This is a genomic window from Streptomyces sp. NPDC086777, from assembly GCF_040702065.1.
Lineage (GTDB): Bacteria > Actinomycetota > Actinomycetes > Streptomycetales > Streptomycetaceae > Streptomyces.
The window spans coordinates 1-19,639 of sequence record NZ_JBFBJI010000069.1 but is presented as its reverse complement, the minus strand read 5'-3'; the positions used below and the strand labels follow the sequence as shown (position 1 = coordinate 19,639).

Sequence of the window (19,639 nt, the reverse complement as noted above, 5' to 3'; positions counted from 1 at the left end):
CGACGGGGCGCGGTCGAACTGCGTGACCAGCCACGACGGCGCCGCACCCGCACCACCGCGGACAGCCACCACCCCCTCTGTCACCTGCTGACCAGTGGCCTAGACATGTCGAAAGCGTGACCGTCAGGCAACCTCCGAACCGCCAACGATTTCTGTCAAGGACTTGACGGCGGTAACCCGTTCAGCAGAGCTTGGAGTTCATAACTTGTAAGTGACCCGGTCTCAGTGAGGTGACCTGGGTCACGTTGGCGGCACCGTGGCCGCCTCCGATGGCGGGAGTGGATGGGTCGATGGAGACTCCGGGGTCGCAGTCGTCGCTGCACCGAGCCAACCTGGAACGTGTCGTACGGGCCGTACGTCTGGCCGGATCGCTCACGCAGGCGGAGATCGCGCGCACGACCGGCCTGTCGGCCGCAACGGTCTCCAACATCGTGCGCGAGCTCAAGGACGGCGGAACCGTCGAGGTCACGCCCACGTCGGCGGGCGGCCGCAGGGCCCGCAGCGTGAGCCTGAGCGGTGACGCCGGGATCGTCATAGGCGTCGACTTCGGCCACACCCATCTGCGCGTCGCGATCGGGAACCTCGCCCACCAGGTGCTGGCCGAGGAGTCCGAGCCGCTCGACGTGGACGCGTCGTCCAGCCAGGGCTTCGACAGGGCGGAGGAGCTGGTCAACCGCCTGATCGCGGCGACCGGCGTGGACCGCTCGAAGATCGCCGGCGTGGGTGTCGGCGTCCCCGGCCCGATCGACGTCGAGTCCGGCACCCTCGGCTCCAGCGCCATCCTGCCCGGCTGGATCGGCGCGAGACCCGCGGAGGAGCTCCGGCTCCGCCTCGGCGTCCCCGTGCACGTCGACAACGACGCCAACCTCGGCGCCCTCGGCGAACTGGTCTGGGGCAGCGGCAAGGGCGTCCGCGACCTCGCGTACATCAAGGTCGCGAGCGGTGTCGGTGCCGGTCTCGTGATCAACGGGAAGATCTACCGGGGTCCCGGCGGCACGGCCGGCGAAATAGGACACATCACACTCGACGAGTCCGGCCCGGTCTGCCGCTGCGGCAACCGCGGCTGCCTGGAGACCTTCGCGGCGGCCCGCTACGTGCTGCCGCTGCTCCAGCCCGGTCACGGCCCCGACCTGACCATGGAGGGCGTCGTACGGCTGGCCCGGGACGGCGACCCGGGCTGCCGTCGCGTGATCGGCGACGTCGGCCGCCACATCGGCAGCGGAGTGGCCAATCTCTGCAACCTGCTGAACCCGAGCCGGGTGGTCCTCGGCGGCGACCTCGCCGAGGCCGGTGAGCTGGTCCTGGGGCCCATCAGAGAGTCCGTGGGGCGCTATGCGATCCCCAGCGCCGCACGCCAGCTCTCGGTGCTGCCAGGGGCCCTCGGCGGCCGCGCCGAGGTGCTCGGGGCGCTCGCTCTCGCGCTCAGTGAGATGGGTGATTCGACCCTTTTGGACGGCTCTGTACCTGCCGTTGCACCTGTCTTCACTTAGAGAACGCATGGCGCCGTTGCCATCTCGTTAAGTATTTACTTCTTGACGTCGAACTTGCGGCCGAGTTGACTTCGAGCCACCTCGGCCGCAGCGTTGCGGCCCTGTCAGGGAGGCACCCCCAAATGAACGCAACGATGCGTAGAGTCGTGATCGGCACCGCCGCGGTTTCCATGGCGCTGTCCGTCGCCGCCTGTGGCAAGGCCGGCGACGACAAGAAGAGCGACTCGAGCAGCAGCAGCTCCTCCGGTGGCAAGACCATCGGCCTGCTGCTCCCCGACAGCGTGACCGCGCGCTACGAGAAGTTCGACCACCCGTACTTCGAGGCGCAGGTCAAGTCGCTGTGTGCCGACTGCACCGTCGACTACGCGAACGCCGCCGGTGACGCCGCCAAGCAGGCCCAGCAGGTCAGCACCATGGTGACCAAGGGCGTCAAGGTCATCGTGATCTCGGCCCAGGACTCTGCGGCCATCAAGTCCTCCATCGACGCCGCGGTGGCCAAGGGTGTCAAGGTCGTCGCGTACGACCGCCTCGCCCAGGGCAAGGTCTCGGCCTACGTCTCCTTCGACAACGTCAAGGTCGGCGAGCTCCAGGGCCAGGCCCTGCTCGACGCGCTCGGCTCCAAGGCGACCACGAAGTCGAAGATCGTCATGATCAACGGTGACGACGCCGACCCGAACGCCGGCCAGTTCAAGCAGGGTGCCCACAAGGCCCTCGACGGCAAGGTCGACATCGCCTACGAGCAGTCCGGCCTGTGGAAGGACACCGTCGCCGCGCAGAAGATGAAGGCGGCCATCACCCAGCTCGGTGCCAAGAACATCGCGGGCGTCTACTCCGCCAACGACGGCATGGCCGGTGGCATCGCCACCACCCTCAAGGGCGCCGGCATCAGCGGCATCCCGCTGACCGGCCAGGACGCGGAGCTCGCGGGCATCCAGCGCATCGTCGCCGGCACCCAGTCCTCCACCGTCTACAAGGCGTTCAAGCCGGAGGCCGACGCCGCCGCCACCATCGCCGTGGACCTGCTGCAGGGCAAGAGCATCACCTCGCTCGCCACCAGCACGCAGACCAGCGGCTCCGGCGACAAGGTGCCCTCGCAGCTGCTCGTCCCGGTGTCGGTCACCAAGGCCAACATCAAGGACACGGTGATCAAGGACGGTCTGTACACCGTCTCGGACATCTGCACCAGCGAGTTCGCCAAGGCCTGCAAGGCCGCCGGCCTCCAGTAGTCCCGTCCTGGAGCCCTGAGGCTCCGGCCGCCAGCGCCCGGGTGATCGCAGTACGACACCCGGGCCCCGGCCGCCCGACACGCCGGCCCTTCCGCAAGGTGCCCCGGCCGTCCGGCGGTCTCGCGAAACCCCTCCGACGCCCGCTCCGGCCTTCAAACCCCGCTGCCGGAGCGGGCGTCGGACGGACCCGTTGCCAAGCGCAGCGGATTCGCGCATGTTCATCTTGTAAACCGCGTGCGTTCCCCGACTACAGCCCGGGGTACCGCACGACCCTCCGCGCCTGATCACCAAGCGCGGCATCCCCGCCGGTCAGGCGGCGAAGGAGATGGTTCACGTGTCCGCTACGCCCGTGCTGGCGTTGCGCGGAGTCTCCAAGCGATTCGGTGCGGTCCAGGCACTCACCGAAGTCGATCTGGAGGTCCACGCCGGAGAAGTGGTCGCCCTGGTGGGCGACAACGGCGCAGGAAAGTCGACCCTGGTCAAGACGATCGCGGGTGTGCATCCCATCGATGAGGGCGTCATCGAGTGGGAGGGCAACTCCGTCAGCATCAACAAGCCGCACGACGCCCAGGGACTGGGTGTCGCGACCGTCTACCAGGACCTCGCGCTCTGCGACAACCTCGACGTGGTGGGCAACCTCTTCCTCGGCCGTGAGCTGCTGCACCGCGGCGTCATCGACGAGGTCACGATGGAGAAGCAGGCCCGCGAGCTGCTGAGCACGCTCTCCATCCGCATCCCGAGCGTGCGCATCCCGATCGCCAGCCTCTCCGGTGGCCAGCGCCAGGTCGTGGCGATCGCCCGCGCCCTGATCGGCGACCCCAAGGTCGTCATCCTCGACGAGCCCACCGCCGCCCTCGGTGTGGAGCAGACGGCGCAGGTCCTCGACCTGGTCGAGCGGCTGCGCGAGCGCAACCTCGCCGTCATCCTCATCAGCCACAACATGGCCGACGTCAAGGCGGTCGCGGACACCGTCGCCGTGCTGCGACTGGGCAAGAACAACGGTTTCTTCTCCGTGAAGAGCACCAGCCAGGAAGAGATCATCGCCGCGATCACGGGCGCCACGGACAACGCCGTGACCCGTCGTTCCGAGCGACGCACCACGGAGGCGGCAAAGTGAGCGAGACGTCGAACAAGACCGTGCAGGGCGACGAGTCGCCCGAGCTCGGCAAGACCGAGGCGGCGGCCGCGGCCCCGACCACGGTTGCCCCCGCCGACGACCCGACGGCAGCGCCGGTCACGGTCGTCGACCCGCGGCTGCTGGTCCGTGAGGAGGGCTTCAAGGGGTACCTCACGGAGTTCACCCGCCGGGTGAAGGGCGGCGAGCTGGGCTCGCTGCCGGTGGTCGTCGGCCTGATCATCATCTGGACCATCTTCCAGGTGAAGAACAGCCTGTTCCTCAGCGCGGACAACCTCTCCAACATCAGCTACTTCCTCTCGGCCACCGGCATGCTCGCCATCGGCCTGGTGTTCGTGCTGCTGCTCGGCGAGATCGACCTGTCCGTCGGCTCGGTGAGCGGTCTGGCCTCCACGGTGTTCGCCGTCTTCGTGGTCAACCACGGGATGAACCAGTGGCTGGCCCTGATCCTCACGATCGTCACCGGTATCGGTATCGGTGCGCTGCACGGCTGGTTCTTCGCCAAGATCGGCGTACCCGCGTTCGTGGTCACCCTGGCCGGCTTCCTCGGCTGGAACGGCCTGATGCTGTGGCTGCTGGGCTCCAGCGGCACGATCAACATCCCGGCCGACAGCGGCCCGGTGAACCTCCTCGGCCAGAGCTCCTTCTTCATGGACCAGGCCATCATCGGTGCCTACCTGCTGGCCGGCCTCGGTGTCGTGCTCTCGGCCGTGGGCCAGTTCAACGAGCAGCGCCGGCGCCGTGCGGCCGGTGTGCCGTTCCGGCCCACCAGCGAGATCCTGATCCGCGTCGCCCTGCTCGCGGTCGCGTCCTTCGTGGCGGCGGCGGTGCTGAACAACGCGGCCGGTGTCTCCAACGCGCTGGTGATCTTCCTCGCGTCGCTGGTCATCGTCGACTTCGTGCTGCGCCGTACCACCTACGGCCGCAAGGTCTTCGCGGTCGGCGGCGGCATCGAGGCGGCCCGCCGTGCCGGTATCAGCGTGCCGATGGTCCGCATCACCGTGTTCGCGATCTCCGGCGGCTTCGCGGCGATCGGCGGCATGTTCTTCGCCGGCCAGACGGCGAGCGCGACGCTCAACGCCGGTGGCGGCAACACGCTGATGCTCGCCATCGCGGCGGCCGTCATCGGTGGTACGTCGCTGTTCGGTGGCCGCGGCACCGTCTGGTCCGCGCTCCTGGGCATGCTGGTCATCCAGTCCATCCAGACCGGCCTCGACCTGCTCAACATGAACACGTCGATCCAGTACATGATCACCGGTGGCGTTCTGCTGGGTGCGGTCGTCATCGACTCCGTCTCCCGCAAGAGCCAGAAGGCGGCCGGCCGCGGCTGACGCCGAGCGCCCTCGGGGTGCGGTGGCACTGCAGCCGACTCGCCGTCGTGGCTGGTCGCGCAGTTCCCCCAGCGCCCTTGGGTTTCCGACTGTGCCCGGCACTGGACAGTGCCGGGCACAGTCGTGTCATAGGTGGGGCTCATGATGGGTACAGCCGATCGCGTGACCCATGACCCAGGGGCCGGAGTCGTTCCGCCCAGGCGGAACATTAGACTCGACGAGCCCGGCAACAGCTCGATCAGCTCTACTGCAAGGAGGCACGGGTGCCGCTGCTGACCCGTATCAGGGGACCGCGCGATCTGGACCGGCTCAGCCCCGAGGAGCTGCTCCAGCTTGCAGAGGAGATCCGGGGCTTCCTCGTGGAGGCGGTCTCCAAGACCGGCGGACACCTCGGTCCCAACCTGGGCGTGGTCGAGCTCACCATCGCCCTGCACCGCGTCTTCGACTCCCCGAAGGACAAGGTGCTGTGGGACACCGGCCACCAGTCCTACGTGCACAAGCTCCTCACCGGCCGGCAGGACTTCGCGAAGCTGAAGCAGAAGGGCGGCCTGTCCGGCTACCCCTCGCGGGCCGAGTCCGAGCACGACGTCATCGAGAACAGCCACGCCTCCACGGTCCTCGGCTGGGCCGACGGCATCGCCAAGGGCAACCAGCTGCTGGAGAACGACAGCCACGTCGTCGCCGTGATCGGTGACGGCGCCCTCACCGGCGGCATGGCCTGGGAGGCGCTCAACAACATCGCCGAGTCCAAGGACCGTCCGCTGGTCATCGTCGTCAACGACAACGAGCGGTCGTACTCCCCGACCATCGGCGGCCTCGCCAACCACCTCGCGACCCTGCGCACCACGGACGGGTACGAGCGGTTCCTGGCCCGCGGCAAGGACCTGCTGGAGCGCACCCCGGTCGTCGGCAAGCCCCTCTTCGACACCCTGCACGGCGCCAAGAAGGGGCTGAAGGACTTCATCGCCCCGCAGGGCATGTTCGAGGACCTGGGCCTCAAGTACGTCGGCCCGATCGACGGCCACGACATCGAGGCCCTGGAGTCGGCGCTGGCCCGGGCCAAGCGGTTCGGCGGTCCGGTGATCGTGCACTGCCTCACCGAGAAGGGCCGCGGCTACCAGCCCGCCCTCCAGGACGAGGCCGACCGCTTCCACGGCATCGGCCCCATCCACCCCGACACCGGCCTGCCGGTCAAGGCGTCCGGCGCCGACTGGACCTCCGTCTTCGGCGACGAGATGGTCAAGCTCGGCGAGGAGCGCGCGGACATCGTCGCCATCACGGCGGCCATGCTCCAGCCGGTCGGCCTGAAGAAGTTCGCCGACACCTTCCCCGACCGCATCTACGACGTCGGCATCGCCGAGCAGCACGGCGCCGTCTCCGCGGCGGGCCTTGCCACGACCGGCCTGCACCCCGTCTTCGCCGTGTACGCCACCTTCCTCAACCGCGCCTTCGACCAGGTGCTGATGGACGTGGCCCTGCACCGGTGCGGGGTGACCTTCGTCCTGGACCGGGCCGGCGTCACCGGCACCGACGGCGCCTCCCACAACGGCATGTGGGACATGTCGATCCTCCAGGTCGTCCCCGGCCTCCGGCTCGCCGCCCCGCGCGACGCCGACCAGGTCCGCGCCCAGCTCCGCGAGGCCGTCCAGGTCGACGACGCCCCGACGGTCGTCCGCTTCTCCAAGGGCGCGGTCGGCCCCGCCGTCGCCGCCGTCGGCAGGGTCGGCGGCATGGACGTGCTGCGCGAGCCCGGCACCGACACCCCGGACGTGCTCCTGGTCTCCGTGGGCGCCCTCGCCCCCATGTGCCTGGAGATCGCCGGCCTCCTCGACAGGCAGGGCATCTCGACGACCGTGATCGACCCGCGCTGGGTCAAGCCGGTCGACGAGGCCATGGCCCCGCTGGCCGAGCGCCACCGGGTCGTCGTCACGGTCGAGGACAACAGCCGCGTCGGCGGCGTCGGCTCCACCATCGCCCAGGCCCTGCGCGACGCGGGCGTCGACGTCCCCCTCCGCGACTTCGGCATCCCGCCCCGCTTCCTCGACCACGCCACGCGAGCCGAGGTCATGGCGGAGATCGGCCTGACGGCCCCGGACATCGCCCGCCAGGTCACCGGTCTGGTCGCGAAGCTGGACGGCCAGCCGGCGGACGTCAGCTCGGTGGAACCGGCGAGGGACTGAGCAGAGCCGCCCCGGCCGGAGCGCCCCTGAAGGGCGCTGGGGGTCCCCCCGGCCGAAGGCTGGGGGAGGAACTGCGCGACCAGCTCCCACGCACCCGCCCCCCGGCGCATCCCGAACCACCCCGATGGGTCGGTCCCGCTCACCTCTCCGGTGGCGGGACCGACCCATCTGCGTGAACCTGCCCTTGCCGGGGCATACGCACCCCCGGCCCTCTCGATCATGTCGAGGACGACAAACGTGGGAGGTAGGCACGTGAGCAGCAGCCTCTTCAGGACCAAGAACGTCGAACAGTCCCTCAGGGACACCGAGGAACCGGAGCACGCGCTCAGGAAGTCGCTCTCGGCCCTGGACCTCACGGTCTTCGGCGTGGGTGTGATCATCGGCACCGGCATCTTCGTCCTGACCGGCACAGCCGCCAAGAACACCGCAGGGCCCGCGGTGGCCCTGTCCTTCGTCGTGGCCGGCGTCGTGTGCGGCCTCGCCGCACTCTGCTACGCCGAGTTCGCCTCCACCGTCCCGGTGGCCGGCTCCGCGTACACCTTCTCGTACGCCTCCCTCGGCGAGTTCCCCGCGTGGATCATCGGCTGGGACCTGGTCCTCGAACTGGCGCTGGGCACGGCGGTGGTCGCCGTCGGCTGGTCGGGGTACATCCACTCGCTGCTCGACAACGCCGGCTGGCACCTGCCCGAGTACCTCAGCGGCCGCGACGGCGCCCACGGCTTCGGCTTCGACATCCTCGCGGCCGCCCTGGTCCTCGTGCTCACCGCGATCCTCGTCGTCGGCATGAAGCTCTCCGCGCGGGTCACCTCGGTCGTCGTCGCCGTCAAGGTGGCCGTCGTCCTGGTCGTCATCATCGCGGGCGCCTTCTTCATCCACAGCGGCAACTACAGCCCCTTCGTGCCGCCGAAGGAGGCCGTGCCGGCCGGCGGCAACCTCAAGGCGCCGCTCATTCAGCTCATGTTCGGCTGGGCGCCGTCCAACTTCGGCGTGATGGGCATCTTCACCGCCGCCTCCGTCGTCTTCTTCGCCTTCATCGGCTTCGACGTCGTCGCCACCGCCGCCGAGGAGACCCGCAACCCCCAGCGCGACGTCCCGCGCGGCATCATCGGCTCCCTCATCATCTGCACCGCCCTCTACGTCGCCGTGGCCGTCGTGGTGACCGGCATGCAGAAGTACAGCGACCTGTCCGTGGACGCCCCGCTCGCCGACGCCTTCAAGGCCACCGGGCACCCCTGGTTCGCCGGCCTGATCAGCTTCGGCGCCGCCGTCGGCCTGACCACCGTCTGCATGATCCTGCTGCTCGGCCAGTCCCGGGTGTTCTTCGCGATGAGCCGGGACGGCCTGCTGCCCCGCTTCTTCTCGCACACCCACCCGAAGTTCCGCACCCCGTACCGCCCGACCATCCTGCTCGGCGTCGTCATCGCGATCGTCGCCGGCTTCACCAGTCTCAGCGAACTCGCCGAACTCGTGAACATCGGCACGCTCTTCGCCTTCATCGTCGTCGCGATCAGCGTGGTCATCCTGCGCAACACCCGGCCCGACCTGGAGCGGTCCTTCCGCACCCCCTGGGTGCCGGTGCTGCCGGTCCTGTCCGTGCTGGCCTCGCTGTGGCTGATGCTCAACCTGCCCGCCGAGACCTGGCTGCGGTTCGCCATCTGGATGGTCATCGGCTTCGTCGTCTACTTCTTCTACGGCCGTACGCACAGCCGCCTCGCCCAGGCCGAACGGGCCCCCGCCGACGCTCCGTGACCGGCAGTCCCGGCACCCCGGCCCCGTATGTCCCGTCCTGATGGGACTGCGGGGCCGGATAGCGTGCTCCCCATGCTTCTCGCGCCCCACGCCCCGCCACGGTCCGCAGTCGCAGGGAAGGGGTACTGGACGCGGCTGCTGCCCCTGCTCGCCGTGCTGGCCTGCGCGACCCGGGTGCCGTCCTTCCGCCGTCCGCTCTGGAACCCGGACGAGGGCTATCTCGCCGTCCAGGCACGCATGCTGGCAGGCGGCGGGCACCTCTACGAGACGGTCGTGGACCGCAAGCCGCCGCTGCTGCCGTGGCTGTACGAGGGGACGTTCGCGGTCTTCGGGTCCGGGTCGCTCACCCCGGTCCGGGTCCTCGCCGTACTGGCCCAGCTGGCCACCGCGGGCCTGCTCGCGTCCATCGCCCGGCGGCGCTGGGGCGACCGCGCGGGTCGTACCGCCGGGGCGCTGTACCTGCTGGTCTCGGTCGGGCTCAACCCCGAGGACGCGCAGGCGGCCACCTTCGAGGTGTTCATGCTGCCCTGCACGGCCGCCGCGATGTGGTGCGCCGACCGGCGCCGCTGGGCAGCGGCCGGGGCCGCCGTCGCCTGCGCCTTCCTCACCAAGCAGACCGGCGGGGCGGTCCTGCTGCCGGTGCTCTACCTCCTCCACCGGTACGGCGGCCCGCGCGCCGGCCTGCTCCGGCTGGCGGCCGGCGCCGCCCTGCCCGTGCTGGGCGCTGCCCTGGCCACCGACCCGGCGGGCTTCGCCTTCTGGACGGTCACCGGCTCCGGCGCCTACGCCTCCTTCACCGGCTCCGAACTCCACGTGCTGGCACGGGCGCTGACCAACACCGCGATCCTCGGCGCGGCCTCGGCCGGCCTGCTCCCGCCCATCGCACGGGCCCTGCGCATCACCCGTACCGGCGCCGCAGACCTGTGGCTGTGGCTCGCCGCGTCGGCCGCCGCCGTCACCCTCGGCTTCCACTTCTTCGGCCACTACTTCCTGCAACTCACCCCGCCCCTGGCCCTGTTGGCCACGGCCGCGCTGCAGGTCCTGCCGCGGGAACGGACCTCGGCCGCCGTTCTCGCCTCGGCCTGCGCCTGCACCCTCTTCCTGACCTGGGGCGTCCTCGCCCCCCGCCCCGAACTCGCGCACGCACAGCGGCTGGCGCTCGCCCTCGACCGCCGTACCGCGCCCGGCGACCGGGTCCTGGTCTGGGGCATACACCCGGAGACGTACTGGCTCGCCGACCGCACCCCCGCCACCCGTTACCTGACCGCCGGCCTCCTCACCAACTTCAGCGGCGGCCGGGACGGCCCGCAGGTCGGCGAGAAGTACGCCGTCGCGGGCACCTGGCCCGTCTTCCGCGCGGAACTGGCCGCCCGCGCACCGTCCCTGGTGATCGACGACTCCCGCGGCAAACCCTACGGCCCCGACCGCGTCCCGGCCCTGCGCAGACTGCTCGCGGCCGGCTACGAACAGGCGGGCGAGGTCGACGGCGCGGTGCTGTACGTAAGGGCTCCGGGAGGGTAGGCGCCCTGCAGGGGCGCCGGGGGTACCCCCGGCCGAAGGCCGGGGAGGAACCGCGTGACCACGCCCCCGCCGGCCCGTGGTGAACGAACCGCCCGACGAGCGGAGCGCTCAGTGCAGCAGCGCGCTCGGCCCGATCACCTCGGCGCCCAACTCGGTCACCCGGCTCCGCAGTTCACGGTCGGCGGTGACGACCAGCCGGGGCCGGCCGCGGTCCTCGGCGGCGAGCTCCACGATCCGGTCGTCGCCGCTGCCGGGTGCCGACTCCACCCGTACGCCGGGCACCGACGCCACCCCGCGGGCGGCGCCCTCGACGACGAGCACCAGCTCCACCGGCGTCGGGCGGCCGGGCAGCCCCCGCTCGGCCAGCCGGTCGCGGAGCCGTTCGGCGGCTCCCCTGCGGTCCCGCCACCAGCCGTCCGGCCGCGACCCGACGACGTTGGCGCCGTCGACGATCACGAGCAGGGGAGCTTCGTCTTCCATGCCCCAAGCCTCGCACGCCCGGGGCCGCCCCACTGCTCCGAACGGCCCCGCTTAGAGTGAAGCGGTGAACGGCGACTGGCTCCTCCGCGGCCGTGACGGCCGGCTCAGTGTCTATCTGCCGTCCGGCGACGCGGTGCTGTGCCGGGCGGAACGCGGACCCGGCGCACCCTGGGGCGGGCCCCGGAAAGTCGGCGGCGAGCAGCGCCTGCGTCCCGGGTTCGCGGTGGGACAGGGCGTTGACGGATACGCCCATCTGGTCGCCTGGCGGCCCACCGTGAAGGGCGAGTCGGGGCTCGTCCACTCCACCCACTTCCGGCCGCATCTGGCCGCCATGGACTGGCAGTCGATCGGCCACCCGGCCAGGAAGGGGGAGGTGACCGGAGCCCCGGCGGTCGCCGTGGACGCGGCGGGCCGCGCTCACGTCTTCGTCCGCAACCAGGGGCGCGGGCTGAGCATGGTCGCCCAGAAGGAGAAGGGCGGCTGGGAGCCCTGGCGGGACCTGAAGGGACGGCTGGTCGAGGACGGGCTCGCCGCGGTGACCGGCGAGTCGGGGTGCGTCGAGGTGTACGCGGCCGTGCCCGGCGGGATCGTGTACTGGCGCCAGGAGGAGCCCGGAAAGCCGCCCGTGCAACTGGAGGCGCTGGAGGCCCCGGTGCGGCCGGGCACCCTCACCGCCCTCGCCACCTCGGCCGGGAGCACGACGCTCTACTACACCGACGAGTCCGGCGAGCTGTGCGCCTGGCGGCCCGGCGGCAAGCCGCTCGCCCTGCTGCCCTCCGCCGGGCCGGGCCCGGTCGCCGCGGTCCGCTGCGAACTCGACGGGTACGACTGCACCCTGCTCGCCCAGCGCTCGGCGAGCGGCCGGGTGGCCTTCGCCGCCTATCCGACCCAGGACGAGCGGGCCGGCGCCTGGTGGACCGAGTCGGGACCGCAGCTCCCGGCCGACGCCGGGGTCGCCCTGGCCACGGACGCACAGGGCCGGGTGACCGCGGCGAGCCTGTCCCCGTCCACCGGACGGCTCCTCCTCACCGGCCGCAAGGACGAACCGGGGCTGGCCCTCGAGGCCTGGCGCGAGATCTGACCGGCGTACCGCACACACCGCACAGGGAACAGGGCCCTCCGCACCGTGCGGAGGGCCCTGCTCACTCTGCCGCGGCCGTTACGCCGGGACCGAAGCCACGCCCGGGGCCAGGAACTTCTTGCCGTTCACGCGCTCGGAGACGCCCTCGCGGTCCAGGTACGGCGTGAGGCCGCCCAGGTGGAAGGGCCAGCCGGCGCCCGTGATCAGGCAGAGGTCGACGTCCTGCGCCTCGGCGACGACACCCTCGTCGAGCATCAGCCCGATCTCCTGGGCGACGGCGTCCAGGACGCGGTCACGGACCTGCTCCTCGGTGAGGACCACGTCGCCCTGCTGGAGCAGCGCGGCGACCTCGGGGTCCAGCTCCGGCTTCCCGCTGTCGTACACGTAGAAGCCGCGCTTGCCCGCCTTGACGACGGCCGCGAGGTTCGGGGAGACCGTGAAGCGCTCCGGGAAGGCCCGGTTGAGGGTCTCCGAGACGTGCAGGCCGATGGCGGGACCGACCAGCTCCAGGAGGACGAGGGGGGACATCGGCAGGCCCAGCGGCTCCACCGCCTTCTCCGCGACCTCGACCGGGGTGCCCTCGTCGATGACGTTCTGGATCTCGCCCATGAAGCGGGTCAGGATGCGGTTGACGACGAACGCCGGGGCGTCCTTCACCAACACCGCGGTCTTCTTCAGCTTCTTGGCGACGGCGAACGCGGTGGCCAGGGAGGCGTCGTCGGTCTGCTCGCCGCGCACGATCTCCAGGAGCGGGAGGATCGCGACCGGGTTGAAGAAGTGGAAGCCCACGACCCGCTCGGGGTTCTTGAGCTTCGACGCCATCTCCGTCACCGAGAGGGAGGAGGTGTTGGTCGCCAGGATCGCGTGCGCCGGGGCGACCGCCTCGACCTCCGCGAACACCTGCTGCTTGACGCCGATCTCCTCGAAGACCGCTTCGATGACGAAGTCCGCGTCGGAGAAGCCCTCGGCCTTGTCCAGTACACCGGTGACCAGCGCCTTGAGGCGGTTGGCCTTGTCCTGGTTGATGCGGCCCTTGCCGAGCAGCTTGTCGATCTCGGCGTGGACGTAGCCCACACCCTTGTCGACGCGCTCCTGGTCGATGTCGGTCAGCACGACCGGCACCTCCAGGCGGCGCAGGAAGAGCAGCGCGAGCTGGGAGGCCATCAGACCGGCGCCGACGACACCGACCTTGGTGACCGGACGCGCCAGGTTCTTGTCCGGCGCACCCGCCGGACGCTTGCCGCGCTTCTGCACCAGGTTGAACGCGTAGATGCCGGCGCGCAGTTCACCGCCCATGATCAGGTCGGCGAGCGCCTTGTCCTCGGCGTCGTAGCCCTGCTGGAGGTCGCCGCTCCTGGCGGCCGCGATGATGTCCAGGGCGCGGTAGGCGGCCGGGGCGGCGCCGTGCACCTTGGCGTCCGCGATGAAGCGGCCGCGTGCGACGGCCTGGTCCCAGGCCTCGCCGCGGTCGATCACGGGACGCTCGACCTCGATGTCGCCCTTGAGCACGGACGCCGTCCAGATCAGCGACTGCTCCAGGAAGTCGGCGCCCTCGAAGAGCGCGTCGGCGATGCCGAGGTCGAAGACCTGCTCGCCCTTGAGCTGCTTGTTCTGGTTCAGGCTGTTCTCGATGATGACCGAGACGGCCTTGTCGGCGCCGATCAGGTTCGGCAGCAACGCGCAGCCGCCCCAGCCCGGGACCAGACCGAGGAAGACCTCGGGCAGGGAGAAGGCCGGGATGGCCTTGGAGACGGTCCGGTACGTGCAGTGCAGACCGACCTCGACGCCACCGCCCATGGCGGCACCGTTGTAGTAGGCGAAGGTCGGTACCGCGAGGCCCGAGAGGCGCTTGAAGACCTCGTGGCCGCCCTTGCCGATGGCGAGCGCGTCCTCGTGGTTCTTCAGCAGCTCGACGCCCTTGAGGTCGGCGCCGACCGCGAAGATGAACGGCTTGCCGGTGATGCCGACGCCGACGATCGTGCCGTCGGCCGCCTCCTTCTCCACCTGGTCGATCGCCGTGTTGAGGTTCGCCAGCGAGGCCGGGCCGAAGGTGGTCGGCTTGGTGTGGTCCAGGCCGTTGTCCAGGGTGATCAGCGCGAAGCGGCCGGCCCCGGACGGCAGGTCGAAGTGGCGCACGTGCGCCGACGTCACGACCTCGTCGGGGAACAGGTCCGAGGCCTGCTTCAGAAGCTCGGCGGTGGTGCTCACTTGTCCCCCTCGAAGTGCGGGTTCTCCCAGACGACCGTCGCGCCCATGCCGAAGCCGACGCACATGGTGGTCAGGCCGTAGCGGACGTGCGGCTGCTCCTCGAACTGGCGGGCCAGCTGCGTCATCAGACGCACGCCGGAGGAGGCCAGCGGGTGGCCGAAGGCGATGGCGCCGCCGTACTGGTTGACGCGCGCGTCGTCGTCCGCGATGCCGTAGTGCTCCAGGAAGGCCAGCACCTGCACGGCGAAGGCCTCGTTGATCTCGAACAGACCGATGTCGGAGATCGACAGACCCGCCTGGGCGAGGGCCTTCTCGGTGGCCGGGATCGGGCCGTAGCCCATGACCTCGGGCTCCACACCCGCGAAGGCGTAGGACACGAGCCGCATCTTGACCGGCAGGTTGTTCTCGCGGGCGAAGTCCTCGGAGGCGATGATCGAGGCGGTCGCACCGTCGTTCAGACCGGCCGCGTTGCCGGCGGTGACCCGGCCGTGCACCCGGAACGGCGTCTTCAGACCCGACAGGTTCTCCAGGGTGGTCCCCGGCCGCATCGGCTCGTCGGCGGTGACGAGACCCCAACCGGTCTCGCCGCCCTCCGGGTTGGTCCGGCGCACCGAGATCGGCACCAGGTCGGCCTGGATCTTGCCGTCGGCGTACGCCTTGGCGGCCTTCTCCTGCGAGCGCACCGCGTACTCGTCCGCGCGCTCCTTGGTGATCTGCGGGTAGCGGTCGTGCAGGTTCTCGGCGGTCATGCCCATGAACAGCGCGGACTCGTCGACCAGCTTCTCGCTGACGAACCGCGGGTTGGGGTCGACGCCCTCACCCATCGGGTGGCGGCCCATGTGCTCGACACCGCCGGCGATGGCGACGTCGTACGCGCCGAAGGCGACGGAACCGGCGACCGTGGTGACGGCGGTCAGGGCGCCGGCGCACATGCGGTCGATGGAGTAGCCGGGCACGGAGGTCGGCAGGCCCGCGAGGATGCCCGCGGTACGGCCGATGGTCAGACCCTGGTCACCGATCTGCGTGGTCGCGGCGACGGCGACCTCGTCGATCTTCTTGGTGTCCAGACCGGGGTTGCGGCGCAGCAGCTCCCGGATCGCCTTCACGACGAGGTCGTCGGCACGGGTCTCGTGGTAGATGCCCTTCGGGCCCGCCTTGCCGAACGGGGTACGGACGCCGTCGACGAAGACGACATCCCTGACGGTACGAGGCACGATTGGCTCTCCTCCAGGGTGCGGGATGGCACTGCTGCGATGCGCTGAGCGCGCGCTCAGGCCCCATGCTACTTATGAGTAACGTGACTGCCCAGTCCTGGAGGAGGGAGCGGCGAAGGTCACACGGCGAGGTGCCCGCACAGCGGCGCCCCGCCAGGGGCGCGACCAGCCGCATCCGACCCGCCGACCCGTGCGGCGCGCGGCACCGGGCCGGTGGGGCGCCGCACCGCGGACGGCCCGGTCCGCGGTGTGCCCAGCTCGAAGATGCGGGCGTTGCCCGTGAGCAGCCGCCGGGTACGGGCGGGCCGGGACCGGTGCGCGGATGACGTGAGCACGGGGCTCCTCTCAGATGGTGGTGTGGACATCCCGACGGCCGCCGGGTCGTGAACGGTCGTCGGCCCGTGCCATGACGGGCGCCGCGAGCGCGGAGACCAGCAGCGGCCCGCGGCCGCCCGTGTCGTCGTACGCCAGCCGGACGGTGGCCGGGCCGCACACCACGCCGAGCGCGTCGAGCACCCGGACCGTGTAGCGCCCGAGGGCCTGCGCCGGCGGGCCGCCCGGCGGGCAGGGTCCGGCAGGGGGGTCGGCCCGGAGCCCGGTGACGACGTGCTCGGGCCGTCCGTCCGGGCCGGGGCGGGTGACGGTGCGGACCGTGTACCGGCGGCAACCGGGCAGTTCGGTCAGGACCAGGTGCGGGCTGCCGGAGTGCCGGGCGGCCGCGTGCCACAGGGCGGGCCAGGCCGTGTCGATCCGGCCCTGGTCCGCGCACTCCACCGCGTCGACCGGGGTGCCGGCGGCCGCCGGGGCGAGCAGGTAGCCGGCCGCGGGGCACGACCGGACCCAGGCCGCGGCCTCGGCCGGGCAGGCGGTACGGATGCCCCGCGGCGCCGGGATCCCCAGCCGGGCCAGCCGGGCCGCCTGGACACCGCGGTCGTACCTCAGCGGCGCGGACACCGGATCGGCTCCGGGGAGGCCGAGCTGCCAGGCGATCCGCTCGGCCAGTTCGATGCCCCCGGTCCCGCCCGCGACGACGGCCGACACCCCGAGCGCCCGCAGCGCCTTGACCGTCTGCCGCAGCCCCCGGTGCACGACCGTGCCGCCGTAACCGGCGGGCGCCGTCGCGTTCCGGTACGCCGGGGGGCGCAGCCGGTGCTCCGGAAGGACGGCCACGGTCCGCCAGCCGTGCCGGGCGAAGACCCGCGGAGACGGTCCGCCGCCCTCGTACGGCGCGACCACCGCCGCGGTACCGGCGGCGGGATCGGCCCCTGACACGGTCGCGGCGGCGGAGGGGGCGGTGGTCATGACGGCGGTCTCCCGAGCGGGTGTCGGCGGGGGCGGGACCGTGGTTCGGCCCGCCGCCCGGCCGGTGAAAGTGTCTGAAAGGGCACTGCCGTACGGGGCTGGGCCGACGGCCCCGGCCCCGTGGTGGCGAGCCTGTTTGGACCGAGTGGTCTCTTCTGCTCTGCTTCCCCCTCGGGTCGGCCCGCCCCGGCGGACCGGGCCCTGGATTCCCTGCCCTACCGGGCAACTTGCCAGATCTCGATGACGATCGTCCGGGTCGGCCGGCTGGCCGAAGAGGCGTAGTGTCTGCTCTGTCGTGACGGTCTCCCGGCTAGAAGGGACCGATCGGTCTGTTCTATCGTCGCCAGTCTGGAACCCGGGCACGGTCACGTCAAGCGAGCGCCGGTCGCGGACGGCGTGAACCTCTCGCCCGGTCCGGTGCCCGCGGTACTATCTGCACGCTGATCAGCGCGTACGCGAGGGGGCCCGCGAAGGGCGTGCGCAGCTTTCCCGGACAACGCCCGTTCGGCCATCAACCCGTTGACGGGCCTCGAAGGCGAGATCGAATGAGCAACCCGCGCACGCCGCGACGTCAGCAACAACGCGCCATCGACACCAGGCAGCGCATTCTCGACACCGCCGGCGCGCTTTTCGTGCAGAACAGCTACGAAGGCACGTCGGTCGGCGACCTCATCACCGCGGCACGGACCAGCAAAGGGGCCTTCTACCGGCATTTCCCGGGCGGAAAGATCGAAGTCGCGACGGCCATCATGCACGACACGCTGACCATGGACGGCCTGCGGGAACAGCGGATCATGCTCCAGGAAGTGGTCGACATCGGAATGATCCTGGCCTACCGGATCTCCCGCGAGAACGCCCTTCAGGCCGCTTTGAAGCTGTCGTTCCACAGCAATGCGCCGGAGACCTACGGGACGCCGTGGCCGGACTGGATCGCCTTCAACACCGGACAGCTCACGGAAGCGCGGCGACGCGGCGAGCTGAAGCCGTTCGTCGATGCCGAGCAGCAGGCCTGTCAGATCGCGGGGAACTGGGCCGGAGTGGTGCTCATCTCGAACACCCTCGACCGGCACCTGCGCCATGTCGAGGCGCGGATCTCCCGCATGTACCGCAACCTGCTGACCGCGATCGCGGTTCCGGACCTCCTGCCCGAGATCGACTTCTCCGTGCACCGGGGCAGGCACCTGTACACCGAGTTCCTCGAGGGCCCGGCCGGCGAGGCGGATCCGCAACCACCGCGGGACGAGCCGTCCGAGGAGCCCGGGGGCGAGTGAGCGGCGGGGGAGGCGGAACCGCCGCCGGGCGCCGGCCGTCCGGCTAGGCGGACAGCGCCGCCACCAGCGCCGGTGTCACCTGCTCCACCTGCCAGGGCCGGGCGCCGTACCCCGCCAGCGCGGCCCCCACGGTGTCCGCGTCGACCACCTGCGGCGGCTCCCAGCAGAGCCGGCGCACGGTGTCCGGCGCGATCAGGTTCTCCTGCGGCATGGTGAGCTGCTCGGCCAGCGCCGAGACCGCCGCGCGGGCCGCCGACAGGCGGGCCGCAGCGGCGGGGTCCTTGTCCGCCCACGCCCGGGGCGGCGGCGGCCCCGTCACGGGCTGCCCCGGCTGCGGCAGCGCGGGGTCCGGCAGCGCCTTGGCGCGGTCCACCGCCGCCTGCCACTGTTCCAGCTGCCGCCGGCCCATCCGGTGGCCGTAGCCGTTCAGCCCCGCGAGGACGTGCACGTTGGCCGGCAGCGCCAGCGCGGCCTCCACGATCGCCGCGTCACTGAGCACCTTGCCCGGTGACACGTCCCGCTTCTGCGCGATCCGGTCCCGGGTCTGCCACAGCTCCCGTACCACCGCCAGCTGCCGGCGCCGGCGCACCTTGTGCATTCCCGACGTGCGGCGCCAGGGGTCCTTGCGCGGTTCGGCCGGCGGCGCCGCCGCGATCGCGTCGAACTCCTGCCGCGCCCACTCCAGCTTCCCCTGCCGGTCCAGCTCCTTCTCCAGGGCGTCCCGCAGGTCGACGAGCAGCTCGACGTCCAGCGCCGCGTACCGCAGCCAGGGCTCGGGCAGCGGACGGGTCGACCAGTCGACGGCGGAGTGGCCCTTCTCGAGCACGAAACCGAGGACGCCCTCGACCATCGCGCCCAGCCCGACCCGGGGGAACCCGGCGAGCCGGCCGGCCAGCTCGGTGTCGAAGAGGCTGCCGGGCGTCATGCCTATCTCGCGCAGGCAGGGCAGGTCCTGGGTGGCCGCGTGCAGCACCCACTCGACGCCGGCCAGCGCCTCGCCGAGGCCGGACAGGTCGGGGCAGGCGACGGGATCGATCAGCGCGGTCCCGGCGCCCTCGCGGCGCAGCTGGACGAGGTAGGCGCGCTGGCCGTAGCGGTAGCCGGAGGCGCGCTCGGCGTCGACGGCGACGGGCCCGGAGCCCGCGGCGAAGGCGGCGATCACGCCGGCCAGCGCGGTCTCGTCCACGACCACCGGCGGAATGCCCTCACGGGGCTCGAGCAGAGGGACCGGCGCCCCCGTCACAGAAGATCCGGCGTCGTCCGGAGGAGTGCCCCCGGTGGTGCGCAGTGAACTGTCTGCTGCGGTGTCTTGGGCGTCCGTCACATGTCAAGGGTATCTGTGTGTGGACGGCGCCCGTCGACGGAACGTTCCGTCGACCGGCGGCGGGGGGGGGGTTAAAAGAAACGGCGGGGGTAAATAAAGTGCACGAAACGGGGGCGTGGTGCGTGGG

General features: G+C 71.3%; 15 protein-coding genes. 9 read left to right on the top strand and 6 right to left on the bottom strand.

Annotated elements, in window-relative coordinates; translation table 11 throughout:
* The first annotated feature begins 290 nt into the window (after positions 1 to 290).
* The 7 genes from AB0472_RS44700 (at position 291) to AB0472_RS44670 (ending at position 10,632) form a co-directional block, all read left to right on the top strand.
* The gene (locus tag AB0472_RS44700) at positions 291 to 1,490 is read left to right on the top strand and encodes an ROK family transcriptional regulator (protein WP_293993554.1); all 1,200 of its coding nucleotides are present in this window, start codon (positions 291 to 293) and stop codon (positions 1,488 to 1,490) included.
* 134 nt (positions 1,491 to 1,624) lie between these two features.
* Positions 1,625 to 2,716 (top strand): substrate-binding domain-containing protein, encoded by a 1,092-nt coding sequence (locus tag AB0472_RS44695; protein WP_366365311.1) that lies wholly within the window; start codon positions 1,625 to 1,627, stop codon positions 2,714 to 2,716.
* Positions 2,717 to 3,041: 325 nt separating this feature from the next.
* Positions 3,042 to 3,833 carry an ATP-binding cassette domain-containing protein gene (locus AB0472_RS44690; RefSeq protein WP_366365310.1) on the top strand — a complete coding sequence of 264 codons (792 nt, stop codon included), beginning with the start codon at positions 3,042 to 3,044 and terminating at the stop codon, positions 3,831 to 3,833.
* 20 nt (positions 3,834 to 3,853) lie between these two features.
* Complete coding sequence (locus AB0472_RS44685; RefSeq protein WP_366365317.1) at positions 3,854 to 5,182, top strand: sugar ABC transporter permease; 1,329 nt, start codon at positions 3,854 to 3,856, stop codon at positions 5,180 to 5,182.
* A gap of 263 nt (positions 5,183 to 5,445) precedes the next feature.
* Positions 5,446 to 7,362, top strand: coding sequence for a 1-deoxy-D-xylulose-5-phosphate synthase (dxs, locus tag AB0472_RS44680; protein ID WP_366365309.1), 1,917 nt, complete (start codon positions 5,446 to 5,448; stop codon positions 7,360 to 7,362).
* Positions 7,363 to 7,614: 252 nt separating this feature from the next.
* Entirely contained in the window at positions 7,615 to 9,111 is a 1,497-nt protein-coding gene (locus AB0472_RS44675; protein WP_366365307.1) for an amino acid permease, read from the top strand.
* A gap of 72 nt (positions 9,112 to 9,183) precedes the next feature.
* Entirely contained in the window at positions 9,184 to 10,632 is a 1,449-nt protein-coding gene (locus tag AB0472_RS44670) for a glycosyltransferase family 39 protein (protein ID WP_366365306.1), read from the top strand.
* A 108-nt stretch (positions 10,633 to 10,740) separates the two neighbouring features.
* On the opposite strand, the gene AB0472_RS44665 is transcribed toward AB0472_RS44670, so the two are convergent.
* The gene (locus AB0472_RS44665) at positions 10,741 to 11,112 is read right to left on the bottom strand and encodes an NTP pyrophosphohydrolase (RefSeq protein WP_366365304.1); all 372 of its coding nucleotides are present in this window, start codon (positions 11,110 to 11,112) and stop codon (positions 10,741 to 10,743) included.
* Positions 11,113 to 11,176: 64 nt separating this feature from the next.
* Here AB0472_RS44665 and AB0472_RS44660 point away from each other — a divergent pair, with 64 nt between their 5' ends.
* Complete coding sequence (locus AB0472_RS44660; RefSeq protein WP_366365302.1) at positions 11,177 to 12,193, top strand: hypothetical protein; 1,017 nt, start codon at positions 11,177 to 11,179, stop codon at positions 12,191 to 12,193.
* Positions 12,194 to 12,271: 78 nt separating this feature from the next.
* On the opposite strand, the gene AB0472_RS44655 is transcribed toward AB0472_RS44660, so the two are convergent.
* From AB0472_RS44655 to AB0472_RS44640, 4 genes are all read right to left on the bottom strand, one after another.
* Positions 12,272 to 14,401, bottom strand: coding sequence for a 3-hydroxyacyl-CoA dehydrogenase NAD-binding domain-containing protein (locus AB0472_RS44655; protein WP_366365300.1), 2,130 nt, complete (start codon positions 14,399 to 14,401; stop codon positions 12,272 to 12,274).
* A complete protein-coding gene (locus tag AB0472_RS44650) occupies positions 14,398 to 15,615 on the bottom strand; it encodes an acetyl-CoA C-acyltransferase (protein ID WP_366365298.1) in 1,218 nt (405 codons plus the stop codon). The genes AB0472_RS44655 and AB0472_RS44650 overlap by 4 nt, the downstream gene beginning before the upstream one ends.
* Before the next feature lie 119 nt (positions 15,616 to 15,734).
* Positions 15,735 to 15,950, bottom strand: coding sequence for a hypothetical protein (locus tag AB0472_RS44645; RefSeq protein WP_366365297.1), 216 nt, complete (start codon positions 15,948 to 15,950; stop codon positions 15,735 to 15,737).
* A gap of 10 nt (positions 15,951 to 15,960) precedes the next feature.
* Positions 15,961 to 16,917 (bottom strand): hypothetical protein, encoded by a 957-nt coding sequence (locus tag AB0472_RS44640; protein ID WP_366365295.1) that lies wholly within the window; start codon positions 16,915 to 16,917, stop codon positions 15,961 to 15,963.
* Between the two features lie 545 nt (positions 16,918 to 17,462).
* Between AB0472_RS44640 and AB0472_RS44635 the strand changes: the two genes are divergently transcribed.
* A complete protein-coding gene (locus AB0472_RS44635; RefSeq protein ID WP_366365293.1) occupies positions 17,463 to 18,188 on the top strand; it encodes a TetR/AcrR family transcriptional regulator in 726 nt (241 codons plus the stop codon).
* A 43-nt stretch (positions 18,189 to 18,231) separates the two neighbouring features.
* On the opposite strand, the gene AB0472_RS44630 is transcribed toward AB0472_RS44635, so the two are convergent.
* Positions 18,232 to 19,512, bottom strand: a complete 1,281-nt coding sequence (locus AB0472_RS44630) for a ribonuclease D (protein ID WP_366365292.1) — start codon at positions 19,510 to 19,512, stop codon at positions 18,232 to 18,234.
* Positions 19,513 to 19,639: the final 127 nt, after the last annotated feature.